The organism is Rhizobium sp. SVR5-9E (assembly GCF_056755095.1).
In genome coordinates, this window is the sequence record NZ_JBNDHS010000089.1 from 1 (window position 1) to 24776 (window position 24776).

23 protein-coding genes are annotated in these 24776 nt (G+C 61.1%); 14 read left to right on the top strand and 9 right to left on the bottom strand.

What is annotated here, in order from left to right; all coding sequences use genetic code 11:
• On the bottom strand, nt 1–407 hold a 407-nt coding region (locus ACPYOJ_RS27740; protein ID WP_481419110.1), incomplete at its 3' end, for a glycine betaine ABC transporter substrate-binding protein.
• Nucleotides 408–644: 237 nt separating this feature from the next.
• Between ACPYOJ_RS27740 and ACPYOJ_RS27745 the strand changes: the two genes are divergently transcribed.
• From ACPYOJ_RS27745 to ACPYOJ_RS27755, 3 genes are all read left to right on the top strand, one after another.
• A complete protein-coding gene (locus tag ACPYOJ_RS27745; protein ID WP_481419111.1) occupies nt 645–1247 on the top strand; it encodes a thymidine kinase in 603 nt (200 codons plus the stop codon).
• 51 nt (nt 1248–1298) lie between these two features.
• Nucleotides 1299–2372 (top strand): hypothetical protein, encoded by a 1074-nt coding sequence (locus ACPYOJ_RS27750; RefSeq protein ID WP_481419112.1) that lies wholly within the window; start codon nt 1299–1301, stop codon nt 2370–2372.
• A gap of 190 nt (nt 2373–2562) precedes the next feature.
• Nucleotides 2563–3693, top strand: coding sequence for a DUF2333 family protein (locus ACPYOJ_RS27755; protein WP_481419113.1), 1131 nt, complete (start codon nt 2563–2565; stop codon nt 3691–3693).
• Between the two features lie 67 nt (nt 3694–3760).
• Here the strand turns inward: ACPYOJ_RS27755 and ACPYOJ_RS27760 are convergent, their stop codons facing one another.
• Both ACPYOJ_RS27760 and ACPYOJ_RS27765 read right to left on the bottom strand, forming a co-directional pair.
• A complete protein-coding gene (locus ACPYOJ_RS27760; protein ID WP_481419114.1) occupies nt 3761–4486 on the bottom strand; it encodes a helix-turn-helix transcriptional regulator in 726 nt (241 codons plus the stop codon).
• A gap of 144 nt (nt 4487–4630) precedes the next feature.
• Nucleotides 4631–5092 (bottom strand): Lrp/AsnC ligand binding domain-containing protein, encoded by a 462-nt coding sequence (locus ACPYOJ_RS27765; protein ID WP_481419115.1) that lies wholly within the window; start codon nt 5090–5092, stop codon nt 4631–4633.
• Nucleotides 5093–5204: 112 nt separating this feature from the next.
• Here ACPYOJ_RS27765 and putA point away from each other — a divergent pair, with 112 nt between their 5' ends.
• The gene (putA, locus tag ACPYOJ_RS27770) at nt 5205–8324 is read left to right on the top strand and encodes a bifunctional proline dehydrogenase/L-glutamate gamma-semialdehyde dehydrogenase PutA (protein WP_481419116.1); all 3120 of its coding nucleotides are present in this window, start codon (nt 5205–5207) and stop codon (nt 8322–8324) included.
• Nucleotides 8325–8574: 250 nt separating this feature from the next.
• Entirely contained in the window at nt 8575–10245 is a 1671-nt protein-coding gene (locus tag ACPYOJ_RS27775; RefSeq protein ID WP_481419129.1) for a formate--tetrahydrofolate ligase, read from the top strand.
• An 83-nt stretch (nt 10246–10328) separates the two neighbouring features.
• On the opposite strand, the gene ACPYOJ_RS27780 is transcribed toward ACPYOJ_RS27775, so the two are convergent.
• The gene (locus ACPYOJ_RS27780; RefSeq protein ID WP_481419117.1) at nt 10329–11207 is read right to left on the bottom strand and encodes an extensin-like domain-containing protein; all 879 of its coding nucleotides are present in this window, start codon (nt 11205–11207) and stop codon (nt 10329–10331) included.
• A gap of 291 nt (nt 11208–11498) precedes the next feature.
• Here ACPYOJ_RS27780 and ACPYOJ_RS27785 point away from each other — a divergent pair, with 291 nt between their 5' ends.
• The 3 genes from ACPYOJ_RS27785 (at nt 11499) to ACPYOJ_RS27795 (ending at nt 14882) form a co-directional block, all read left to right on the top strand.
• Nucleotides 11499–13688 carry an anthranilate synthase gene (locus tag ACPYOJ_RS27785; protein WP_481419118.1) on the top strand — a complete coding sequence of 730 codons (2190 nt, stop codon included), beginning with the start codon at nt 11499–11501 and terminating at the stop codon, nt 13686–13688.
• A 261-nt stretch (nt 13689–13949) separates the two neighbouring features.
• Nucleotides 13950–14189, top strand: coding sequence for a hypothetical protein (locus ACPYOJ_RS27790; protein ID WP_481419119.1), 240 nt, complete (start codon nt 13950–13952; stop codon nt 14187–14189).
• Nucleotides 14190–14192: 3 nt separating this feature from the next.
• Nucleotides 14193–14882, top strand: a complete 690-nt coding sequence (locus tag ACPYOJ_RS27795) for a DUF2161 domain-containing phosphodiesterase (protein ID WP_481419120.1) — start codon at nt 14193–14195, stop codon at nt 14880–14882.
• Nucleotides 14883–14904: 22 nt separating this feature from the next.
• On the opposite strand, the gene ACPYOJ_RS27800 is transcribed toward ACPYOJ_RS27795, so the two are convergent.
• Both ACPYOJ_RS27800 and ACPYOJ_RS27805 read right to left on the bottom strand, forming a co-directional pair.
• The gene (locus tag ACPYOJ_RS27800) at nt 14905–15585 is read right to left on the bottom strand and encodes a GNAT family N-acetyltransferase (protein ID WP_481419121.1); all 681 of its coding nucleotides are present in this window, start codon (nt 15583–15585) and stop codon (nt 14905–14907) included.
• Complete coding sequence (locus tag ACPYOJ_RS27805; RefSeq protein WP_481419122.1) at nt 15582–16067, bottom strand: MarR family winged helix-turn-helix transcriptional regulator; 486 nt, start codon at nt 16065–16067, stop codon at nt 15582–15584. The genes ACPYOJ_RS27800 and ACPYOJ_RS27805 overlap by 4 nt, the downstream gene beginning before the upstream one ends.
• 199 nt (nt 16068–16266) lie before the next feature.
• Here ACPYOJ_RS27805 and emfA point away from each other — a divergent pair, with 199 nt between their 5' ends.
• From emfA to ACPYOJ_RS27820, 3 genes are all read left to right on the top strand, one after another.
• Nucleotides 16267–17181 (top strand): CDF family cation efflux transporter EmfA, encoded by a 915-nt coding sequence (gene emfA, locus ACPYOJ_RS27810; protein WP_481419130.1) that lies wholly within the window; start codon nt 16267–16269, stop codon nt 17179–17181.
• Entirely contained in the window at nt 17182–17646 is a 465-nt protein-coding gene (queF, locus tag ACPYOJ_RS27815) for a preQ(1) synthase (protein WP_168830449.1), read from the top strand.
• Nucleotides 17647–17710: 64 nt separating this feature from the next.
• A complete protein-coding gene (locus ACPYOJ_RS27820; RefSeq protein WP_481419123.1) occupies nt 17711–18163 on the top strand; it encodes a hypothetical protein in 453 nt (150 codons plus the stop codon).
• 3 nt (nt 18164–18166) lie between these two features.
• On the opposite strand, the gene ACPYOJ_RS27825 is transcribed toward ACPYOJ_RS27820, so the two are convergent.
• Together ACPYOJ_RS27825 and ACPYOJ_RS27830 are read right to left on the bottom strand one after the other, a co-directional pair.
• Entirely contained in the window at nt 18167–18931 is a 765-nt protein-coding gene (locus ACPYOJ_RS27825) for a DUF2076 domain-containing protein (RefSeq protein ID WP_481419124.1), read from the bottom strand.
• Between the two features lie 101 nt (nt 18932–19032).
• On the bottom strand, nt 19033–19755 hold the full coding sequence (locus tag ACPYOJ_RS27830; RefSeq protein WP_481419125.1) for a hypothetical protein: 723 nt from the start codon (nt 19753–19755) through the stop codon (nt 19033–19035).
• 159 nt (nt 19756–19914) lie between these two features.
• Between ACPYOJ_RS27830 and ACPYOJ_RS27835 the strand changes: the two genes are divergently transcribed.
• Together ACPYOJ_RS27835 and ACPYOJ_RS27840 are read left to right on the top strand one after the other, a co-directional pair.
• On the top strand, nt 19915–20502 hold the full coding sequence (locus ACPYOJ_RS27835) for an ATP-dependent Clp protease proteolytic subunit (RefSeq protein ID WP_168830452.1): 588 nt from the start codon (nt 19915–19917) through the stop codon (nt 20500–20502).
• A gap of 295 nt (nt 20503–20797) precedes the next feature.
• Nucleotides 20798–21817: a hypothetical protein gene (locus ACPYOJ_RS27840; RefSeq protein WP_481419126.1), complete on the top strand. Its 1020-nt coding sequence runs from the start codon at nt 20798–20800 to the stop codon at nt 21815–21817.
• 120 nt (nt 21818–21937) lie between these two features.
• On the opposite strand, the gene ACPYOJ_RS27845 is transcribed toward ACPYOJ_RS27840, so the two are convergent.
• Nucleotides 21938–23356 (bottom strand): pyridoxal phosphate-dependent decarboxylase family protein, encoded by a 1419-nt coding sequence (locus ACPYOJ_RS27845; protein WP_481419127.1) that lies wholly within the window; start codon nt 23354–23356, stop codon nt 21938–21940.
• A gap of 183 nt (nt 23357–23539) precedes the next feature.
• Here ACPYOJ_RS27845 and ACPYOJ_RS27850 point away from each other — a divergent pair, with 183 nt between their 5' ends.
• Nucleotides 23540–24724: a benzoate/H(+) symporter BenE family transporter gene (locus ACPYOJ_RS27850; protein ID WP_481419128.1), complete on the top strand. Its 1185-nt coding sequence runs from the start codon at nt 23540–23542 to the stop codon at nt 24722–24724.
• Nucleotides 24725–24776: the final 52 nt, after the last annotated feature.

Below are 24776 nucleotides of genomic sequence, written 5' to 3' on the forward strand. Positions count from 1 at the left end.
TCCTTGAAGTCCTTGATGCCGAGTTCAGCGCCCTTGGCGTTGGTCGCGAGCGTGTACTTCGCGCCGACCAAGTTCGGGCCGTAGGATTCGACCGATTTGTCGTCGAGGAAGGGACGGACGTCCTTTTCCTGGGTCGGCATCCAGTTGCCGAGGAAGATGTCGATGTCCTTGTTCTTCAACGACTGGTAGGTAACCGGTACCGACAGAACGGTGACCTTTGGCTCATAGCCGAGGCCCTTCAGGACGACGGAGGCGGTTGCAGTGGTTGCCGTGATGTCCGTCCAGCCGACGTCCGAAAAACGGACGGTGGAGCAGCTTTCAGGATCGGCGGCGAATGCGGCTGTCGCGACGGAGAGGGCAGCGACGGCGGTAGCGGTAATGAGTTTGAATGCGTTTGTTGTTTTCATTTTAGACTCCCAGTCCTACGTTCCCAAGCCAAGCACCAATAGCCGACATTTACAAGCGATCTCAGCGCGTTTGCGGCGGATTGGGCACCCCGAATGCGACGTGCCGCAATTTTTCGTGAGAATGCCTGTCCTCTACGCTCTCCTGAAATTTCCGTCTCCGGATTTTCTGTGATTATCGGTTCTGCCGTCTTTCCTTTGGCGATTCGAGCACTCAAGAAGCAAGGCTCGGAGAAAACGATGGCAAAACTCTATTTCAACTACTCGACCATGAACGCCGGCAAGTCGACGATGCTGCTGCAGGCCTCCTATAATTATCAGGAACGCGGCATGCGTACCGTTCTGCTGATCGCCGCCTTCGACGAGCGTACCGGTAAGGGCATCATCGGCTCGCGTATCGGCCTGGAAGCGAGCGCCATTCCTTTCGAAGGACATACCGATCTCTTCGCCCTCATCAAGCGACTGAGCAGCGAAGGCGAGCCGATCGCCTGCATCTTCGTCGACGAAGCGAATTTCATGACGCGCGAGCATGTCTGGCAACTCGCCCGCGTGGTCGATCGGCTGAATATCCCGGTGATGGTCTACGGGCTTCGAACAGACTTCCAAGGCAAGCTGTTTCCGGCTTCCGAAGAACTGCTTGCGATCTCGGACGAGATGCGCGAGGTGCGCACCATCTGCCATTGCGGCCGTAAAGCGACGATGGTCGTGCGGCTCGACGCCGAGGGAAAAGTTGTTCGGGAAGGCGCGCAGATCGACGTCGGCGGCAATGAGAAATACGTATCGCTCTGCCGCCGGCATTGGGATGACGAAATGAACGGCGAATGGCTTGCCGAGGCCGTTTGAGTTCGGCGGGCGAGCCGCTAGACTGACAGCGGAGATTCTCTGGAGAGATTGGTGCGCAAAGCATCCTCGTTCGACAATCAACTTGAAGCAGCCGATGCGCTTGCCTCGGCGCTGCACGCTGACGCGGCCGCATGCGCAGCCTTCGTCGAAGACTTCGCGCGCAACGGAGCGCCATCGGGCGAAGAGGCGTTTCCCGAGCAGCAGAGCCGGTTTCAGGCTTTTGCCGCAACTCAGGCGAAGTTCGACGCAGGGCTCGGCGAAATCGTGGCTGGCCTCGACCGGATGGCCGCCGATGTCTTCGCGGACCTCGACAGCTTTCGCGGCCTGACCTCGCGCGAGAGGCTGATGGGCCGGTTTTCCCGGCAACGCATGTGGCGCCTGCACAGTCAGCGTGTGCGCGAAGCGCCTGTCATCGAACGGCTTCTCGATCTGCTGTCTAAATCCAATGCCGCGTCCGGATTGGCCCGCAGCCACCGTGAATTTGCCGTTACCTGCCAGAAGGCAACGGAGGACGCCCTTACCAGTATAGTCGAGCAGCGCCGGCGTCTTGTCGACGAGATCGATGTCGCGCGGTTGCGCATGAAGGACCTGAACGCGAAGGCGCTGACGACGCAGGGACGCATCGGCGTTTACGGCGGCAGGGCCGAATGGGAGCGGATGGAGGAGGAGCGGCACTCGCTCAAAGCAGAGGCTGACAGGATCTCTGAAGAAGAGCGGAAAATGCGCGACGAGAGCCAGCGCCGCCAGCGTTTCATTACGATGTTCCAGGCCTTTGCTGACACATTGAACAGCCAGATCGGCCTTTGCAATGCATTGGTCCGCAAGCTGTCGATCGATACTGAAGAGCGGCTGATCGTCTACCGCGCGCAAGTCGACACGAATGTTCCCGGATCGAAAGCTAAAATAACGCAAGAGCTGTTTCCGCATATCGCCGGGCCGATTGCTCTGTTCGAAAAAGGCATGCTCGTTCCCGAGGATATCGGACTGCGCAAGTCGGCGGCGGATGCGGCATTCAGCAAGAAGTTTGCGGCCTTTGCCGAAAGTGACGATTCGGCCCAGGCGCCGATTATCGATCTGACCCGGAAGTCCTCTTGGCCAAGATTGCGTTTCCTGCGTCCCTGGTGACTGCAGAGGAAATCTTGTTCCATGAACTTATGCAGCAGCGAGGCCATTGGACGTGGCGGGTCGAACATGATCCGATCTCGCCGGCGACGTGGTGGCCCTAAAAATTTCTCCTTCATGTTGTGCTCGAACGGGCAAACACATATGTGAATGCAGGACTTTCTGACGTTCGCCAGATTTTTGGGAGAGGGGCATGCTCGATCGGATCGCCGGTTTCTTCAGGCTTATCGGCCGCACGATCGCCCGCTGGTTCAGCCTTCTTGCCGCTTGGGCGTTCTGGCCTTTTCTTGCGGCGCACGGCTGGTACCAGCGTCGGACATGGATGATCCGGATCCCCATCATCGCGCTCGTGGCGCTGCTGGTCGCCCTTTACGGCTATTTCATCTGGCAGACCCAGGTTTGGACGAATTTCGATCCGTCCTTCGTCAATCAATACCGTCTTTCCGAGCGGAAGGTTCCGGCCGGACAGGAACTGCCGGTTGCCGACGGCGCGCCTGCGACCGGAGCTAAAACCTGCCAGCGCTCCGCTATCGTCGATGTCACGGCCGATCTTACCGACTTTAACGTCAATCAGAATGCATGGATTTCTTCCATGCTGCTCTACCGGCTTGGCTTTTTCGGCGTCGACTGGGATCACACGCCGTTTCTCGACAACAAGGCGTCTTTCCAGCGTGGCGTGAATCAGGCCGTGCGCCGGACGTCGGCCGAACTCGTCGATGCGCTGGGCCGCGTGCGGGGCACCTCCGGTATCAACAACGATCTGCAGAGCGCCCGCGGCAACCTGCAGTTCGACGAATACAGCTGGTATTTTGGTTTCAATCCGTTCGGACCGAAGACGCCGACTCCGAGCTATTACCGCTCGGCCGTCCAGAGCCTGCGGAAATTCAATACCGATCTTGCCAGCTGCAATGCAGTTTTCGACGGCCGCGCGGACAACCTCATCCAATTCATCGACCGCATTGCCAACGATATCGGCGGGACGTCCGACCTCCTCGCGGAGCGCTCGGAGAACCATAATCGCGGCTGGTTCGATACGCGTGCCGATGATCGCTTCTGGTTCGCCTACGGGCAGCTCTATGCCTATTACGCTATCCTTTCGGCGGCGCAGGCGGATTTTTCGCAAGTCGTGGCGGAACGCAATCTCGGCGCGATCTGGGCCGCCACGATGAAGCAGTTCCAGGCGGCGTTGCGCATTCAGCCGGCGATCATTTCCAATGGCAGAGAGGACGGCTGGATCATGCCGAGCCATTTGGCGACAATGGGCTTTTATATCCTGCGGGTGCGGTCGAACCTCGTGGAAATCCGTTCGGTTCTCGATCGCTGACAATGCGGATGGAGGTGCTTCTGGGCATTCGCAGGTGACGCCTGCGTCTCCCGCTGCTTGCGCCTTCTCAGTCGATGAGCTTCGACCGGATGGCCTTTGCGACCAGTTGGGTGCGGTTCACGCAATCAAGCTTCTTGATGGCATTCGTCATGTAGGCGTTTACGGTATGGTCAGAGAGCGCGAGGATCTGGCCGATTTCAACCGACGTCTTCCCCTGGGCGGTCCAGCGAACAACTTCGAGTTCGCGTGTCGAAAGGGCGACGTGAGCGTAATCTTCGTTGCGCTTGACGACGTTGTAGGCATCGAGCGCGTGGAGTGCGATCATCGCCAGTTCATTGATCTCGCTCTGGCTGAACGATGTCCGCTCGCCGGACAGCCAGAAGACCAGCCGCTTGCCATCTGCCGCATTCAACGGGAACATGATGCCCGCAGTCATTTTGTGCCGGAGCATCAGGGCGCGCAGTTCGGGCGGAAACGACTGAGTGACTACGGGATCAGAGAGATGCCAAACCTGCGGGACGGCGGATTCCCGCACCTTCGCCGCAAAAGAGCAGGCGCGCAGCATGTGACCATGATCGAAGTCTCTAAGGTACGCGCCCGGTAAAGATGTTTCTATAATCAGCGGTTTTAAAAAAAGGTCCTCGGCCGAGGGAGAATTCATCAGTGTGCAGTGCGAAAAACCGAATGCGCCGGCAATCCTGTGCAAGGCTTGGTTAAAAAGCGCACGCGTTCGCACAGCGGCCAATTCCGCTGATAAAACCGACTGCCTTTCAGAGGTAGTCATGTAAGACATAATGCGCCCTGCCTTGCCTTCATGTTACCGCTATCAAATACGTTAATTGCTATACATACTAGCCTGAATTGATCTAATAAGCTCTGATTAATTCGAAGTGTTAAGAATTAATCACAGTATTACACGTATAGGTTGTTTTTAAGATTATACAGGTAGCAGCCCTGCGGATTTTACTTCTTCCATGACCGCATAAGTATGCGTTTCCCGGACGCCGGGGAGCGGCAGAATCACTTCCGAAAGAAACTGGCGGTAGGCCTCCATGCCCGCGACGCGTGCCTTGACGAGATAATCGAAGCCGCCGGCGACCATATGGCACTCCATGACATCGTCCGAGCGTTTCACGGCGGCTGCGAAGGCGTCGAAGACATCGGGCGTCGTGCGGTCCAATTTCACCTGAACGAAGACCAGAAGGGTGCGGCCGAGTTTTTCCGGCGACAGGACGGCCATGTAGCCGGTAATATAGCCGTCACGGGTGAGACGCTTGACGCGTTCGGCCGTCGCGGTAGGCGAGAGGCTTACGCGATCGGCAAGTTCGGTGTTCGAAAGGCGGCCTTCCTTCTGCAGAGCGCGAAGAATCTTGCGGTCGAGGCGATCGAGTTCTTTCATTTTTCACCGCCTTTCGACTGGTCGGTAGCTGAATAAAATTTGCTGACCCATCTATTTAGTGAAAAACCCTGCGAATGAACAGCTATGTTGCGGATATCACGGAGAACCCCTCATGAATTTGCAGATTGCCACGGAGAATTCCCTGTTCAACGCTCCATTTGCCGGTGACGATGACCGCTTTCTGCACGCCTTCAGCGAAAGGCTGCAGTTCAGCGCCGCCGAAGACAAGGCGATCGACAAGCGCGCCAGCGACATGATCAAGGCGATCCGCAACAATGCCGGCTCGATGGGCGGCGTCGAGGATTTCCTCCGCGAATACGGCCTTTCGACGCGCGAGGGTCTGGCACTCATGGTTCTCGCCGAAGCGCTGCTGCGGGTTCCCGATGCACTGACGCAAGACAAGCTGATCGAGGACAAGCTGAAGGAAGGCGGCTGGAGCGAACACGAGGGCAAGGCCGACAGCTGGTTCGTTTCGGCCTCCGCCTGGGCGCTGGGCGTTTCCGCCCGTATCCTGCGCCCCGGCGATACACCGGAAGGGGTCGTGCGCGGTCTCGTCAAGCGCCTCGGCCTGCCCACGGTTCGCAATGCGACGAAGCAGGCGATGCGTTTCCTCGGTCATCATTTCGTACTGGGCGAGACGATCAAAGACGCGCTAAACCGCGCTGCAAAGAGCGAGGAGAAGGGCTATCGCCATTCCTTCGACATGCTGGGCGAGGGCGCGCGCACGGCGGAAGATGCCAAGCGATATTGGCAATCCTATGCGAAGGCCATCGAGGCGATCGGTACCTGGATGGCGAAGAACGCCAAGTCCAAGGAACTGCCGGACCGCATGGGCATCTCCGTCAAGCTCTCGGCGCTGCACCCGCGCTATCTTGCGACGCACCGCGATCGCGTGATGAAGGAGCTGGTGCCGGATCTTCTGAAGCTCGCGCAGATGGCCAAGGCGCATCAGTTGAATTTCACCGTCGACGCAGAGGAGGCCGACCGCCTGGAGCTTTCGCTCGACGTGATCGCTGCCGTATTCAGCGATCCCTCGCTCGACGGCTGGGATGGTTTCGGCCTCGCGATCCAGGCTTATCAGAAGCGCGCCACGGCGGTGATCGACTATATCGATGCGCTCTGCGCCAAGCTTGGCCGCCGCATGATGGTTCGTCTCGTCAAGGGCGCCTATTGGGATACGGAAATCAAGCGCGCGCAGGAACGCGGCCTCGAAGACTATCCTGTATGGACGCGCAAGCAGGCGACGGACCTTTCCTATCTCGCCTGCGCCAAGCAGATGCTCGACAAGCGCGCCCGCATCTTCCCGCAATTCGCAACGCATAACGCGCTCACCGTTTCGACCATCCTGGAGCTCGCCGGCGAGGACCGCACCGGATTCGAATTCCAGCGCCTGCACGGCATGGGCGAGACGCTTTACAATCATCTTCTGGACAGCAACGACCGCATCGCCTGCCGCATTTATGCGCCGGTCGGCGGCTATCGCGATCTGCTTGCCTATCTCGTCCGCCGTCTTCTGGAAAACGGCGCAAACTCTTCCTTTGTGGCCATGGCCGGCGACAAGAATACGCCGATCCAGGCGCTGCTCGAGCGTCCGGCCGCGAAGCTGCAGCTTGAGACCGGCGCCAGCACGCGCAACAGCAAGATCCCGATGCCGCTCGGCATATATGGCAAGCGGAAGAACAGCTCAGGCCTGGAGTTCGGCCATCGCGAGACTTTGGAGAAGCTGATGAGCAATCTTGGCAAGGAAGCCGCTGCGATCTCGGCAGCGCCGCTCATCCCCGGCGTGTCCCCGGCAGGGACGGAGACGCCGGTGATCTCGCCGTCCGATCATTCGCAAAAGGTCGGCTCGGTGCGGAATGCGACGGCGGCCGATGTGGACAAGGCCTTTGCCGTTGCCGCCAAGGCGTTCAAGAGCTGGTCGCGCACGCCGGTCGAAGCTCGCGCCGCGGCACTGGAGCGGATGGCGGACCTTTTGGAACAAAACCGCGATCGGCTGCTGACGCTGCTTGCCGCCGAAGCCGGCAAGACGCTCGATGACGGCGTCGCCGAAGTCCGTGAGGCGGTCGACTTCTGCCGCTATTATGCGGCCGAGGCCCGCCGCCAGTTCGGCGCGGTCGCGAAAATGCCGGGACCGACCGGCGAGGACAATCGCTATCTTTGGCGGGGCCGTGGCGTCTTCGCCTGCATCTCGCCGTGGAACTTCCCGCTTGCCATCTTCCTCGGCCAGGTCTCGGCGGCGCTCGTTGCCGGCAATACTGTCATCGCCAAGCCTGCGCCGCAGACGCCGCTGATCGCCTATGAGGCGGTCAAGCTCTTTCACCAGGCGGGCATCCCGCAGGATGCGCTTCTGTTCGTTCCGGGCGGCCCGGAGGTCGGCTCCGCGATCACCGCGCATCCGGCGCTCGGCGGCGTAGCCTTCACCGGCTCGACCAAGACGGCCTGGGCAATCAACCGGGCGCTTGCTGCCAAGGACGGGCCGATCGTACCGCTGATCGCGGAAACAGGCGGGCTCAACGCTATGATCGTCGATGCGACCGCGCTTTCGGAGCAGGTGGCCGACGACGTCATCCTCTCCGCCTTCCGCTCGGCCGGCCAGCGCTGCTCGGCGCTGCGCCTGCTTTTCCTGCAGGAGGACGTCGCCGAGAACATGACGCAGATGATCGAGGGTGCGGCCCGCGAGCTGGCGCTCGGTGATCCGAGCCTCGAGACGACCGATGTTGGCCCGATCATCGATGACAAGCAGAAGGCGATGCTCGAAGCGCATATCGAGGATATGAAAAAGACGCAGAAAGTGCGTTACGCAGGCAAGGCGCCTGCGGGCGGCACGTTCTTTGCGCCGCATATCGTCGAGCTCGACAAGTCTTCGGCGCTGACAAAGGAGGTTTTCGGTCCCGTTCTGCATATCGTCAGGTGGAAGGCGAAGGATTTGCCGAAGGTGCTGGAGGACATCCAGGCATCCGGCTACGGCCTGACGCTCGGCGTCCACAGCCGCATCGAGGCAACGATCCGAACCGTCACCGACGCGCTCGATACCGGCAACGTCTATGTCAACCGCAACATGATCGGCGCGGTTGTCGGGACCCAACCGTTCGGCGGCTCCGGTCTTTCCGGCACCGGCTTCAAGGCAGGCGGTCCTGCCTACCTGCAGCGCTTTGCGCAGGAGCAGGTGATCTCCGTGAACACGGCGGCAGCAGGCGGCAACGCCAGCCTGATCGCCATGGGCGACGGCTGAAGCTGAGGCGAAGACACTCCCCTGGGAGGGGAGTGTCTCCTCTGGCTTTTCATTCCGCTCTTCGACGTATTCTTGCTAATCGCGCGTGCCTCCCTGCTGCGGCAAGCGCTACGAGCACTGTCTTTCCGGAATTTTCCTGTGCTTCAACGCTGCTAGCCGCTTTTGGCCCAGCGTTGGCCTCTTGTTTCCGCTCTGCGGATAAGGTCATGCTCCGGCAGAGATAAAAGCCCTGGGGGATACCGGCGTGGCCATGAAATCCGACATCGAAATCGCTCGTGCGGCGAAGAAGAAACCGATTTTCGAGATCGGCGCGGCGCTCGGCATTCCGGCGGAGCATCTCGCCCCTTATGGTCACGACAAGGCCAAGGTCAGCGCGCAATTCATCGCGGCGCAGGCGCAGAAGGATGATGGCAAGCTGATCCTTGTGACTGCCATCAACCCGACGCCGGCAGGCGAGGGGAAGACGACGACCACGGTCGGCCTCGGCGACGGTCTCAATCGCATCGGCAAGAAAGCCATCGTCTGCATCCGCGAAGCGTCGCTCGGGCCGTGCTTCGGCGTGAAGGGTGGCGCGGCTGGCGGCGGCTATGCGCAGGTCATCCCGATGGAAGATATCAACCTCCATTTCACCGGTGACTTTCATGCGATCACGTCGGCGCACAACCTGCTCGCCGCGTTGATCGACAATCATGTCTACTGGGGCAACGAGCAGGACATCGACCTTCGCCGCGTCACCTGGCGGCGGGTGATGGACATGAACGACCGGGCGCTGCGCGAAATCGTCTCTTCGCTCGGCGGCGTTGCCAACGGTTTCCCGCGGCAGAACGGTTTTGACATCACCGTCGCATCCGAGGTGATGGCCATCCTCTGCCTCGCTACCGATCTCGAGGATCTCGAAAGGCGTCTTGGTAACATCATCGTCGCCTACCGGCGCGACAAGACGCCGGTCTATGCGCGCGATCTGAAGGCGGATGGCGCCATGGCGGTGCTTTTGAAAGACGCAATGCAGCCGAACCTCGTCCAGACGCTGGAGAACAATCCGGCCTTCGTTCACGGCGGACCGTTCGCGAACATCGCCCATGGCTGCAACTCAGTGATTGCGACGAAAACGGCGTTGAAGCTGGGGGATTATGTCGTGACCGAGGCGGGTTTCGGAGCCGATCTCGGTGCGGAGAAATTCTTCGACATCAAGTGCCGCAAGGCGGGATTGAAGCCCGACGCCGCGGTGATCGTTGCCACTGTGCGCGCGCTGAAGATGAACGGCGGCGTCAAGAAGGAGGACCTCGCGACGGAAAACGTCGCCGCACTGGTGAAGGGCTGTTCGAACCTCGGGCGGCATCTCGCGAATGTGCGGAAATTCGGTGTTCCCGTGGTGGTCGCGATCAACCATTTCGTTTCGGACACGGAGAAGGAAATCGCCGCCGTCAAGGAATATGTCTCGCGCCACGGCGCTGAAGCGATCCTCTGCCGCCATTGGGCGGAAGGCTCGGCCGGTATCGAGGAGCTTGCCGAGAAGGTGGTGGAACTGGCGGAATCCGGCCAGGCGAAGTTCGAACCGCTTTATGCCGACAGTGCCTCTCTGTTCGAAAAGATCGAGATCATCGCCTCGAAGATCTATCACGCCGGCGAGGTGACGGCGGACAAGGCAATCCGTGACCAGCTCATCGCCTGGGAAGAGCAGGGTTACGGCAGTCTGCCGGTCTGCATGGCGAAGACGCAATATTCCTTTTCGACCGACCCCAATCTTCGCGGCGCGCCGGAAGGTCACATCGTGCCGGTGCGGGAAGTGCGGCTATCGGCGGGCGCCGGTTTCGTCGTCGTCATTACCGGTGAGATCATGACGATGCCGGGTCTACCCAGATCGCCATCCGCCGAGCGGATATTCCTGAACGATAAGGGGTATGTCGAGGGGCTGTTCTAGGCTCGTCGGCGGCCCAGACAAAGACCAGCGGCTTCATCCGCTGATTCACCTTGCGGCTTCAAGCTGCTGCCATCGCTTGCGTATTAGTGGCAATAGCGAAACCCTCCCTTTCGCTGCAGCACGTCCATGTGGAAGTGCGTTTCATGCGCGGCGTCGCTTTCCGGGTCGAGCACGGTCGAAAAATAGAGACAGCCGGAGGCGCTGACCGTGCGCTGGAAGGCGCCCGCGAGGGTCGAGTCTTCACGGCGCGGTTTCACAGCGATGTCCTCGCCCTTTTTGAAACTGAAGCTTGCGATATCGATGGCGTTGCCACGCGCGTGTTCGGAGATCTTTCCGGCGAACGCACCGTTGCGGAGGCGGCAGATATATGAAGAGGCCTGGTTGATCGTGGTGATTTCGCCCTGTTCCTTTGCGGCGACGGCGGCCGCCGGAATGACGCTTTCCTTCATCCAGCGCGCAAGCGCTAGAGCCGCCTGGCAACGCAGCGTCGCCTCGGGCTTCACCTTGATGCCGGGAAGCGCCTCGGAAAGAGTGATCGGCTTGTCGATACCGCAACCGTGGCCGTCATCGATGCGGGGAATGTCCTTGAAGACGGCGCCGATCGCTTGCAGTTCCTTCATGCATTGCGAATGATCGGCATCGCTTTCCGGTTCGATGGTGAGGTTCTGGGCCTCAAGCGTTCCGGGAGCCGGCGGACCGAACTTCTCCGGCTTTTTGCCCTCCGGCTTCGCTGCCTCCCCTTGTTTTTCATCTTGAGCTGCAGATGGCTTCGCGGGCGCAGGGCTGGGCTCGTTTGCGGTGGGTGGCCTTGGTTCAGGAACGGGCGCACTCTCGCCAGGCGCCGCGGCCTCGCCTTCGACCTGTGGCTTGACTTGTGGAACGGGACCCTTTGCGGGGAGACTTGCGCCGGTAAGGGCAAACAGCGCTGCGGTTGCCGCTGCTATTGCGTTCAGGTTTTTCACGCCTTCAACCGTCCGTGGTTGCCATCGGAAAGGGGGCAACGCATGGAGGGTGGATTTCGTTGCAATCACCCAGTGTTTTCTTGAAATTAGGCCCCTTGCGCTTGGCCGGATCTCAGGCTAACAATTCCGCCCATGAAGAAGTCCTTGAACATTGCAGCATGGTGGTGGGCTCGCTGAGGCGGCCTCGACCAATCGTGTCCAAAGACGACGAGTGAGCCGCCCGGAAAACGCCAGGCGGCTTTTTTGTTTTCAGGCCGCCTGTCGTCCGGGCCCCGATAACGGAGTGGAACAATGGTAACGATCCTTCGGGATGATGGAGCGGAAATCTACGAGACGCGGGGCGGCGTCACCGTCACGCGGCAGCGCCGGGCGATCCCCTATGCCGATGCCGTGCTATCCTATGTCGACAAGCTCGACGAACGCCGCGGCGCGGTCTTTTCCTCCAATTATGAGTATCCGGGACGTTACACGCGGTGGGATACCGCCGTCGTCGATCCGCCGCTCGGCATTTCCTCGTTCGGCCGCGATGTCTGGATCGAGGCCTACAACGAGCGCGGCGAAGTGCTGCTAGGCTTCGTGACGGAGCGGCTGAAGACGGTGCGCGAGCTTGAGCTTGGCGCCTCCACCGCCCGTCGTCTCGATCTCAAAGTGAAGCTGCCCGACCGGGTGTTCACCGAGGAGGAACGCTCGAAGATGCCGACGGTCTTCACCGTTCTGCGCGCGGTGACCGATCTCTTCTATTCGCAGGCAGATGCCAGCCTCGGCCTTTACGGTGCCTTCGGCTACGATCTCGCCTTCCAGTTCGACGCGATCAACCTGAAGCTCACGCGTCCATCCGACCAGCGCGACATGGTACTTTACCTGCCGGACGAAATTCTGGTGGTGGACAATTATTCCGCCAAGGCCTGGATCGATCGCTACGATTTCGAGAAAGGCGGCGTGACGACCGAGGGCAAGAAGGGCGACATCGCGTCGGAGCCATTCAAGCAGACCGACGCGATCCCGCCGAAAAGCGATCACCGTCCGGGCGAATATGCCGAGCTCGTCGTCAAGGCGAAGGAAAGCTTCCGCAAGGGCGACCTCTTCGAGGTCGTGCCGGGACAGAAGTTCATGGAGCGCTGCGACAGTAAGCCTTCCGACATTTCCAAGCGGCTGAAGGCAATCAATCCGTCGCCCTATTCCTTCTTCATCAATCTCGGAAATCAGGAGTACCTCGTTGGCGCCTCGCCGGAAATGTTCGTGCGCGTCTCCGGCCGCCGCATCGAGACCTGCCCGATATCAGGCACGATCAAGCGCGGCGACGACCCGATCGCCGACAGCGAGCAGATCCTCAAGCTCCTGAATTCAAAGAAAGACGAATCCGAACTGACCATGTGCTCGGACGTTGATCGCAACGACAAGAGCCGCGTCTGCGAGCCGGGGTCGGTCAAGGTGATCGGCCGTCGGCAGATCGAGATGTATTCGCGGCTGATCCACACGGTCGATCATATCGAGGGACGGCTTCGTGACGACATGGATGCCTTCGATGGCTTCCTCAGCCACGCATGGGCTGTCACCGTCACCGGCGCGCCGAAGCTCTGGGCGATGCGCTTCATTGAAAGCCATGAGAAGAGCCCGCGCGCATGGTATGGCGGGGCGATCGGCATGGTCGGCTTCAACGGCGACATGAACACCGGGCTGACGCTGCGCACCGTGCGTATCAAGGACGGGATCGCCGAAGTCAGGGCAGGGGCGACCCTGCTCAACGATTCCGATCCGCATGAAGAAGAAGCAGAAACCGAACTGAAGGCCTCCGCCATGCTTTCCGCCATCCGCGATGCCAGGGCCGGCAACGCCGGCAAGGTGAGCCGCGACGTCGCTGCCGTCGGCAAGGGTGTCAACATCCTGTTGATCGACCACGAAGACAGTTTCGTTCATACGCTCGCCAACTACTTTCGCCAGACGGGCGCGACGGTCTCGACCGTGCGCACCCCCGTTCCGGACGAGATTTTCGACCGATTGAACCCCGATCTCGTCGTGCTGTCGCCGGGGCCGGGCAATCCGAAGGATTTCGACTGCAAGGCGACGATCAAGAAGGCGCGGGCGCGCAACCTGCCGATCTTCGGCGTCTGCCTGGGCCTTCAGGCTCTGGCCGAAGCCTATGGCGGGGAACTGCGCCATCTGGCGGTGCCGATGCACGGCAAGCCCTCGCGCATCCGCGTGCTCGAGCCCGGCATCGTCTTCTCCGGCCTCGCCAAGGAAGTCACCGTCGGACGCTATCACTCGATCTTTGCCGATCCCTCGACGCTGCCGCGTGAGTTTATGATCACGGCGGAAAGCGAAGACGGCACGATCATGGGCATCGAGCACACCAAGGAGCCGGTCGCGGCGGTGCAGTTCCACCCGGAATCGATCATGACGCTCGGCGGTGATGCCGGCATGCGGATGATCGAGAACGTCGTGGCGCATCTGGCGCGCAAGGTGAAGACGAAGGCGGCTTGAGGCGAGGGGCGGGGCCTTCCCGCTCTTGAAGTCCCACACCCGGAGCCCCCTCATCCGGCTGCCGCCACCTTCTCCCCCAGGGGAGAAGAGATATGCCGCGCCGCCTCGTGTTCCCTTCTCCCCAGCGGGGAGAAGGTGGCGGCAGCCGGATGAGGGGGGCTACTTGCTCTTCCTCGCAATTTCCAGCAATCCGCCGCCTAACCGGTTGACTTCCCGTCCCAAATCAGAACATTTCAGGAACGATGAATAAGGAATGTCGTCGTGGCCAATGCTGAGAAGTTTATCGTCCTTCCCTACCGCAAGACCCGGGGCAATCTGGTGCCGGGCGAGATGCGCCAGGCATCGAACGCCGTGAGTGCGGAGAAGATTGCGAACGCCATGGCCTCGCGCTTCGTCGGTGTCGCTGCCTATGCTGTCATCGTCGATGAGGAGTCCGGCGATATGTCGTCGCCGCGGCTGCTGGTCCGGCATGGCGAAATTGCCGATCTCAACCCTGCATAACCGATGGAAACGTCGCTCTATCTACCGGCCAAAGGCTTTCTCGAAGCGGCGGGCTATGTCGTCAAGGGTGAGATCGGCGGATGCGATCTCGTTGGCCTGAGCGAGGGAGAGCCGCCTGTCGTCGTGGTCTGCGAGCTGAAGCTCAGCTTCAATCTCGAGCTTGTCCTGCAGGCGGTCGATCGGGCGGCGATGAGCGACGAAGTGTGGATCGCTGCGCGCGTTTCCGCCAAAGGACGCGGGCGCGAGGCGGACAAGCGCTATCGCGATCTCTGCCGTCGGCTGGGGATCGGCATGCTCGGCGTCTCCGATGCCGGTGAGGTCAGTGTCATCGTCAGCTCCGTTTCGCCGATGCCTCGCACCAATCCGAAGCGCCGTTCGCGTCTCGTCAGGGAACATCAGCGGCGCCGCGGCGATCCTGCCGTCGGCGGCAGCACGCGTGCGCCTGTGATGACCGCCTACCGCCAGCGGGCGCTGATCTGCGCCGCTGCCCTCCAGCAGGGGTTGGTCAGGCCGCGCGATATGAAGGCGCTGGCGCCGGATGCCGGGAAGATCCTGCTCGGCAACGTCTATGGCTGGTTCGAGCGGCAGGACAAGGGCGTCTACGCCTTGACGCCCTCAGGCGAGGCGGCGCTCATCCGCTGGCCGCAGAGCGTCGGTGTCGCCGGCGGCAACGTATCGGACGCGGTAGACTAATGGCCTGAGCGTCGGATGCGGGCTAGTCCTGGCGCTTGACGATCCTGAGGTTCATCTCCGAACGCAGTTCGAAGCCAAGCTTCCGGTAGAGCCCAATGGCGCCAGTATTCGTCGCATAGGCGTGCAGATAAGCCGTCGCGCCGGTCGAGGCGATATGGCCGGCGACGAAGCGAAAGAGCAGGGTGCCGAGGCCGCCCCCTTGGAAATCAGGATGGGTACAGAGACCGCTGAGCTCGGTGAAACCCGTCTGCCGCAGCCGCTGGCCCGCCATGGCGATCAAGCGACCATCGCTTTTGATGCCCCAGAAGGTGCCGAGCCTCTGTGCACCTGATGTGAAGGGTCCGGGCTTCGTTAGCATGGCGAGCGCGAGCATCTCCTCGGCATCGGCTTCGGTAAGCGGAGCGATGCGAGGGTCGGAGACCGGTTCATGCGGCGCCTTTGCGACCATCTGCACAAGCGTGGCTTCCAGAATGATGTCGAGGCTGTCAGGAATTGCGATCGGTCCGGCTTCCACGAGCGCCATGGCATCGTCCGGTTTCGGAAGCTTCGTCAGCGCCTCGAGGCTTTCAGGGCTTGCGTCCGCTGACGCGGCAAAGGGTACGATCGTGGGCGGATAGCGCCTTGCGAGCGGGCTCCCTTCGGCAAGGCCGGCATGCGCCGTCTCCAGCGCGCTCCAGATCGGACGATCGAGAATATGTGTCATTTCCTCCCCTCGGGCGCACGGCGCGCGAGAGGCGCTTCCGCCAGCCCATCTTCGATTGCGGCCAACTGATCCAGGATCGGTCCTTCAAGGGCGCCGCAGAGATCGGTGACGGCGGCTGCGATGCGCGGCCAGACTTCAGTCTTCGAATAGTCGACGAGCCCTTGACCCTTCGCCGTCAGCGACACCAGCCTGCGGCGCTGATCGTCCGGGGCAGGCTGCATGTCGACGAAACCGAGTTCGAGGAGTTGGCTGACGGTCCGCGTCGCGCCCGGCTGGGTGATGCCGACCGACTGGGCGAGTTCGCCGACCGTCAGCGGCCCAGCCCGGTCGATCGCTGCTAGGAAAGGGTATTGCCCCGCCTGGATGCCGAGACCCGCTTCTTCGATGATCTGCTGCGTATCGGCTTGCAGGCGCTCGCCGATGCGGCGCAGCCGGCTGCCGAGAGTGAGGAATCCGGATGCTCGCACGATGTCTTCGATCACAGTCCGCTCCATTTGCATGCGCATTTATATAACGTGTTATATAAATTGCCAGTCTAAGTTTGCAAGCATTGACCTTTGACAAAACACCGATCCTTCCCCATATCACCGGCATTGGCCGCCTGCGCGATTCTCGCGCGGGCGGTTTTGCGTTTGAATGGGCTAAGTGCTGCAATTCATTCGCATCCGCAGAGGGATCGAGATGGACGGACAAGGCAATCTCACGGTACAGCGGCTGGCCTTTTGGGGCATTCCGCTGTCACTCGGCGTCATGGGCCTGAAGATGGTGGCCTGGTGGGTGACGGGGTCGGTCGCGCTGCTGTCCGACGGGCTTGAATCGACCGTCAATGTCGTTGCTGCCTGCATTGCCTACTTCGTCATCCGCTATGCGCAGAAGCCGGCGGATCACGACCATCCGTTCGGGCACCACAAGGCCGAATATCTTTCGGCGGTCACCGAAGGCGCGCTCATTGTCGTCGCGGCGCTGATGATCGTCAACGAAGCGATCGGTCATCTGGCCGCGCCGCGCATGCTCGATGCGCCGGTGCTCGGTCTTGCGATCAATTTCGGAGCCGGCGTGATCAATGCCGTATGGGCTCGTTTGCTCATCCGCACGGGCCGGAAATATCGGTCGGCGGCCCTTGTTGCCGACGGCCAGCATATCATGTCGGATGTGGTAACCTCCGTCGGCGTGCTCATTGGCCTGCTTCTGGTGATTGCGACCGGATATGCGATCTTCGACCCGGTGCTTGCGATCCTGGTCGCCATCAACATTATCTATCAGGGCTGGAAGGTGATCTCGCATTCGATCGGCGGTCTGATGGATCAGGCGGTGGAGCCAGAGGAGGAAGAGGCAATCAAGCAGGCGATCGCCACGCATGCGGCGGGATCGATCGGCGTTCACGACCTGAAGACCCGCCGGGCAGGATCTGTCACCTTCGTTGATTTTCATCTTGTGGTTCCGGCTGCAATGCCGGTAAGGCAGGCACATGATATCTGCGATCGCCTTGAAGATGCCATCCGCGCGGTGCATCCGGGCGCCAGCATTGCCATCCACGTCGAGCCCGAGGGCGAAAGGGCCCATGGAATCCGCGTCAAAGTCGTAAGGGACGCCTAAATGCCGAAGACCGATGTTTCCAGCCTTTCGATGCTGGGCACGCAAACCGAAACAGCCAAGTCGCCGGAAGAGGCGGTGCTGGAAAAGGTGCCGTCGAACCATCCCGGCACCGAGTACGTGGTGCGCTTTACTGCGCCGGAGTTCACCTCCCTATGCCCGATGACCGGGCAGCCGGATTTCGCCCATATCGTCATCGACTACATTCCGAACGAATGGCTGGTCGAGTCGAAGTCGCTGAAGCTCTTCCTGCATTCCTTCCGCAACCACGGCGCCTTCCACGAAGATTGCTCGATCTATATCGCCAAGCGTCTCGTCGAACTGCTCGATCCGAAGTGGCTCCGGATCGGTGCTTACTGGTATCCGCGCGGCGGCATTCCGATCGACGTCTTCTGGCAGACGGGCAAGCCGCCGGAAGGTGTGTGGCTGCCCGACCAGGGTGTTCCGACCTACCGCGGGCGTGGGTGAGTTTGCGCTCGGCGCTGGCCTGCTGGCGACTTGCTTACTTGCCATCGGCGGCTATGCTGTATGAATGAAATTCGCTCAGTTGAAATCCATCGGCCATAATATCGCCGACTCGCTCGCGAGTGGCGTCGGCCTTATGATTGGTCTCTACGAGGTAGATGTCTTTGGCGAAGCGGCGGATAGTTGCGAAGGTTACATCCTTGTGGATTTTATTGCTGGAACGTCTTGTGGCGCTCCCGCTTCGGCCAGTTTGGCTAAAGCGATCACCCTCTATGCACAAGCATTGGATGGGCTCTGTCTGCGGCATGGGCTGAGCGCCCACGCGTTCCAAGAGTTAACTGCGCGCTACTCACTCGGTGTTCATGGTGCCAGGTTTGTTGTAACCGTCGCAGATCAAAATGGGCGCCGCTCGACCGATGAATATCTCGGTGTTCCGGGCGCGCGCCCCAGGGAGCTAGATACAATGGGGCGAGTTCGTACAAAACGGCATCGAACGCCCGGCAGCGATGCGCAGCGCTAAGACTTAGACGTCGTAACTGTCGTCGCCGGACTGATCGTCGGCGAAGTCGTCGTCATTGTTTCCGTCGTTGTTGTAGTCAGCCTGCCGGATATCGCTGTCGTTGTTGTCGTCGGTAGCCTGCGGATTCTGGTCGCCGTAGTAGTTATTGATGGTGGTTTCCTCCGCGGGGGCACTGGCGTTGCCAAGGGGATTGCTGCCGGAAAAAGGCGAGCCCCAGCCGAGCGACGACATGTGGTTGCCGAAGATGCCGCTCAGCGAATTGGCAAGCAGCATGCCGCCCGCCACGCCGGCCGCGGTGCCGAGAGCGCCGCGAAGGAAGCTGCCGCCCGCCGAAGGCGCGCCGGGTTGCGGGTTCCATGGGCCGCTCGGCGGCGGCTGCATCGGACGGGCGTTTTCGTCATAGCCGCGATCCGCATAGGCCTGGCGGGGGGCGTTCCCCCAGGGTCCCGCGGTCTGCGCCGGCGGTTGCGCCTGGCCGGTACCGAAGATCGAGCTTAGGAAGCCGCCGCCCTGTTCGGCTTGGTGATGCTGGCTTTCCCCGGCCTCGAGCTGGCGGACACGCTCTTCGAGTTCCTTGATGTGCTTGGCGGCCGCCTCGAGACCCTTTTCCTGAACGATGACGGCCTGCGCCAGGTAGTATGGCGCATAAGGTTGCTCGCGCACTTGCTGATCAACGAGGGTCTCGGCTTCGCGGTCCCGCGGCGTCGCGGCGGCGGTGCGGACCCTATCGAACAGGCCCGTAAGCAATTGGCGTTCTTCCGGTGACATGGTTGTCTCCTTTGTGTTCGTGCGGACGTGACCGTGAGGATGAGGTAGGAACGGATTCGGGCTTTTCAAAGCCGAAGTCCCGTTACATTTCAGTAAGGTGCCTACGACCGGGCCCAGACACGCAGAGGGCCGAGCAACGCAAAGCCGAGTTCCAATGCGTCGTCCAGATCATCGCCGTGTTCGTAGCCGACGATCGGGAGACCAGGAAAGATTTCGAACGCTTTTTGCAGCAAGCCGGCCCGGATGGTTTTCTCTCTTTTCTTGAAGGCAAAGATGTTCGAATGGCCGACCACGTCCGCGTGGCGGTTGAGAATGCCACCGCCGCAAAGCGCGTCGCTTTCGAAGGCTGCGAGGAAGACGATATCCGGCTCGCTGAGCAGCGCTTCGAGGAAGATGTGCGGCGTCGGCGATGCCGCGCCGGCGCCCCAGGCTCTCTCCCAATCCTGCAACTCGTGCGCCGTGGCGATCCGTTTCCAAGTCAAAGGTTGTTCCTGGGCAACGGGGATCTGATCCGCCCCAATCCCTATCCATTCGGCCTCGAACAGAACCTCGAACCCAAGGGGTGCAAGGTCAAGCGCGGCGTAGCTGTCCTTGACGCTCCATTCACCCTTTCGCGAGCGGACGAGCACGGCGATCGCTTCTTCCTGCTCGCTCGCCGTGTCGCTGCCGGTGAGCGTGACGACGTCCGGATAAAAGGGTGGCGTGCCCTGGCGGTGGAGCCAGAGTGTAGCGGAAAACTCGCCGGGTGAGCCCCGTGCCGCGCAGATGGCATTGCACCAAAGAGCATTGTTGCGGACGGCGGCGCGTAGCAATTCGGATGTCATGTTTTCCTCCGATCGGCCCCCGTGATAGAATGCGAGGATATCGCGGGTTTGTCATAAGAATATCTTCACCCGATCCGGACCTTGTCTTTTTCCTGCATTGTTTTACCCATTGAGTCGCACTATGTGCGAGGAACCGAATTGGACGTAAGAGAGGTTCGAATGTACGAAGAAGAAGAACAGGACGAAAAGACGAAGGAACTGCCGCTCGGCAAGGAAACGGAGGCGAATCTTTTCAAGTCGCGTTCGATCTTCATCTACGGACCGATCAATCAGGAACTGGCGCAAAAGGTCTGCTCGCAGCTCGTGGCGCTCGCCGCAGCCAGCGACGATGATATCCGTATCTATGTCAGTTCGCCGGGCGGTCACGTGGAATCCGGCGATTCGATCCACGATATGGTCAAGTTCATCAAGCCGAAGGTCTGGATGATCGGCACGGGCTGGGTCGCTTCTGCGGGCGCATTGATTTATGTCGCCGCGCCAAGGGAACGCCGCCTTTGCCTGCCGAACACGCGCTTCCTGTTGCACCAGCCGTCCGGCGGCACGCGCGGCATGGCGTCCGACATCGAGATCCAGGCTCGCGAAATCATCAAGATGAACGAGCGCCTGAACAAGATCATGGCAGCGGCAACCGGCCAGCCCTATGAAAAGATCGCCGCCGACACCGACCGCGATTACTGGCTGTCGGCGGACGAAGCCAAGGGTTACGGCTTGGTTTCCCGTATCATCACATCGCAGAGCGAAATCTGATCGCAAGCTTTCATTGAAAGCAACGCCCCTGTTTGCTACCGCAGACAGGGGCGTTTTTATTGGCGGGAGAATACGCGTCCACGCTGGTCTTCTCGCGTGCAATTTCTATCGATGCAACTTCGATGCAAGTTTGGCGCAGGGTGGGCGCCGTATCGTTGCGCCTGTAAGTTGTTCATTCGATAGTTAATGCCGCGCCGTTCAGTTTCTTTTTCATTTTTTGATTTTCAGTCCGTGCCGGATGACCGGCGGAGCAAGCGCGGCAATCAACCAGGCCGGGGGCCGAAAAGGGGGTTGCATGACCAGTGCAGACGGAATTTCGACGCGACGTGATCCATACCAATTTGCGGTGCGGCCGCCCTCTCCACCGAAGATCGACGCCGAACAGGCCTCCTCCCAGGGAGCCGAAAAGCAGGAGCATACTTCTGAAAAAGATAAGGTTCCTGCGGACGTTGTGGGCGCCTCGACCCTCAGGGATGCCGCGGCGCGCTGGCAGGCGATGGCAATCCGCATCTTGCTCGGCGGCGGCGGGGACGACACGTTGAGCGGCGGTGCGAACAGCGCGGTCGATGCCGGAGGCGGTAACGACACGATTGACGTTTGGGAGCACAGCAGCGTCGACGGCGGAGACGGTGGCGACTCCATCCGAGCCTGGTCTGAGAGCAAGGTGCTCGGCGGCGCGGGCGACGACCAGATCGACGTCTGGAGCGAAGGCGACGTCGATGGCGGCGACGGTGACGACAGCATCAAGGCATGGTCGGACAGTCGTGTTTTGGGCGGCGCTGGCAATGACATGATCGACGTCTGGTCTGGCAGCTACGTGGACGGCGGAGCCGGCGACGACGATATCGCGGCATGGTCCGAAACCGACGTCTACGGCGGAGCCGGTGATGACGTTATCAGTGCCTGGTCGGACAGTCGCGTCGATGGCGGCGAGGGCAATGACGTCATTGCGGTGCATTCAGACAGCGTCGCGATCGGCGGAAAGGGCGATGATGACATCAGGTTGGGTCCGGATGCCACCATGCAGTTCTCCGCCGGCGACGGCAAGGATACGGTCCGCATGTTCGTCGGCGGCCAGATCCAGTTCGGCGAAGGCCTGTCGGCGGATAAGATGCGCGTCACCTACGAGAATGGCGATACCATCATTTCTTTCGAGGGCAACGAGACCGACAGGATTACGCTCAAATCCATGATCGGGTCGGTAACGCTGACATTCGCCGATGGAACGACGCAGGAGATCACAAGGGCCGGCGAGCCGTTGAATGCGGAGCTTCATGACGCTTCGGGGCTCGTGAGGGCCTATCACGGAAACTGAGGCCTGCCGGTTTTTCTGGTTTCCCCGATCATCACGTCGTAGAGCGAAATCTGATCCGAGCCTTCAGAAGCGCCCTTGCTTGCTCATCGCAGGCGAGGGCGCTTTTTGTGCGCGGCCTATTCAAAGTTGGAGCTGGCGGCGCGCGCTGCGATAAGCGTCGATGATGGCGTCGGCAGCTCTTGCTGCTTCCGTCAGATCGGTTTGGTAGTTGGTGACAGAAATCCGCATGACCTGCTGTCCTCGCCATAATGCTCCGCCGCAGAATGCGGTTCCATCCCGCTGAAGGGTCTTGATCGCCGCTTGAGTAAGGCTGTCGCCATGCTCCTCGTCGCCAAAGCGAACGATGAGTTGGTTGAGAACGACCTCGTTGAGAAGGGCAATCCCTGGCTCCTGCGACAGGCGGCCGGCCAGAAGGGCGGCAGACTCGCAGGCCTGGTCAACGAGTGCGCGGATACCGTCGCGGCCGAAATGCTTGATCAGGGCCCAGGTCGCGAAGCCGCGCGCTCGGCGTGACAGTTCCGGCACGTAGTGAGACGGGTCACGCTCGCCGTCATTCGTGAGAGGTAGATAGCTTGCGGCGATGGTCATCGCGCGGCGGTGAGCCAACTCGTCGCGGACGATGGCATAACCGCAATCATAGGGCGCCTGCAGCCATTTGTGGCCGTCAACCGCCCAGCTGTCCGCCCCATCAACGCTGGCGGTAAGGTGCCGTTTGTTCGGCGATGCCTGAGCCCACAAGCCGAAGGCACCATCGACATGCACCCACGCCTGCTTGCTCCGGGCAAGCTCGATCAGTTCGGCGAAGCCGTCGCAGGCGCCGGTGTTGATCTGCCCTGCCTGCAGAATCGCAATGCAGGGACCATCGACGGAGGAGATTGCTTCAGAGAAGGCTTGCGGAAGGATTTTACCCTGATTGTCCGTTGCGACGCGCAGGACGCGGTCACGGCCGAGTCCCAGGAACTGCAGCGCGGAAAAGACCGTCGTATGCGCATCGTCGCCGATCAGCACGGATATCGGCGGAGCTCCAAAAAGGCCGTTTGCCTCAACGTCCCATTTGGCGGCATGCAGGACCGCGCCGCGCGCTGCGGCAAGACATGTAAAGTTCGCGACCGTCGCGCCGGTGACAAAGCCGACCGAACTTTGACGCGGTAGGCCGAGAAGCTCGAGCAGCCATTGTGCGGCTGTCGTTTCTGCCGCCGCACTTGCCGGCGAGGCTGCGTGGTTGCCGGCATTCTGTCCCCATGCGCTGGTCAGGAAGTCGGCGGCGACACCCATCGGATGCGAACCACCGATGACCCAGCCGAAGAAACGCGGGCCGGTCATGCTGTGCAATCCGGGCTCTGCCTTCAGAGCGAGCTGGTCGAGCACACCGTCCATTGCCATCGGTTGCTCCGGCAATGGCTCTGCAAAGGCCGTGACAGCAGTGGCGTAGTCGAAGGACGGCCGCTGCAGGCGAGTGCCGGCCTCATCGCGAAAGCGCGCCGCAAGCGTCGCGGCCTTCACGAAAAGCGCTTCGTTCCCTTGAGCATCTTTCGTCATGTGCCCTCCAAAATGTCGCCAAGCTGAACGATCCGAACATACACCTTCGCCGAAGAGATGTCGCTCAGGAGGGGGCAGCCTGCGGGCGAGCCACGATGCGCGACCGAATACCAGGGAACTACACTTGCGCGACTCCTGCCGATAATGCTCCATGGCCCCATCCCTGCAGCCACGAGTCTCGTCATGCTTAAAGACTTTTCCGTCCAGGCCCTGTTCATGGGCGTGCTCACCGCCTTCGTCGGTTTTGCCAGTTCGTTCGCCGTCGTGCTGCATGGATTGCAAGCGGTGGGTGCGACGGAGGCCCAGGCAGCTTCAGGTCTCATGGCGCTGTCGATTTCGATGGGGGCATGCGCGATCCTTTTGAGCGCCGTGACCAAGCTCCCGGTCAGCATAGCGTGGTCGACGCCGGGGGCAGCGCTTCTTGCCAGTACCGGGGCGATCGAGGGTGGGTTCAATGCAGCCGTCGGTGCCTTCCTGATCTGCGCGGTGCTGATCGTCATCGCCGGCCTCTTCAAGCCGCTGGGGCGGGCGGTCGCCGCAATTCCGGCGGCACTCGCCAATGCCATGCTTGCCGGGGTGCTGCTCGGGTTGTGCTTTGCGCCGGTAAAGGCCATCGGCTTCAACCCGCTGCTCGGGCTTCCCATCGTTCTGACATGGATCGTCGTGGGTGCATTCAAGCGGCTCTGGGCTGTCCCCGCCGCGCTCGTCGCTTTCGTGCTCGTGTTGACATTCGGCGTCGAGATCCCGGAGGGCGCGCTTGCTTCGCTCGGACGGTCGCTGGTGCCGACCGTCGAGATCGTTCATCCGGTCTTCAATCTTGCCGGCTTCGTTTCGATCGCGCTGCCGCTCTTCATCGTCACCATGGCCTCGCAGAATATTCCGGGCATAGCGGTGCTGAAGGTCAATCATTATGATCCGATGCCTGGCCCGCTCTTTGCCGTCACCGGTTTCTTCTCGGTTCTTTCCGCGCCCTTCGGCGGCCACGCTGTCAATCTGGCGGCGATCACCGCGGCAATGTGCGCAGGGCAGGACGCTCATCCGGATCCGAAGCGCCGCTATTGGGCTGCCCTGATCTCCGGCGCCGGTTATGTGGTGCTGGGCCTGCTTGCCGGCGTCGTGACGGCGTTCGTGGCGCTGGCGCCGCCGATCCTGATCCAGGCGGTTGCGGGTCTTGCGCTGGTCGGCGCCTTCTCGGGTTCGGCGATGGCGGCCTTCCAGGCGCCGGAATCGCGCGAGGCGGCGGCGATCACCTTCCTTGTAACGGCGTCCGGCGTTTCCTTTGGCGGCATTTCCGGCGCTTTCTGGGGGCTGGTCGCCGGCGGGCTGATGCTGGCATTGTCCCGCGCGGTGCAAGCGGCGAAAAAATAGGCGGGGGTTGCCAGCTTATTGTTCGGCGGCTATAAGCGCGGTCATGAAGATC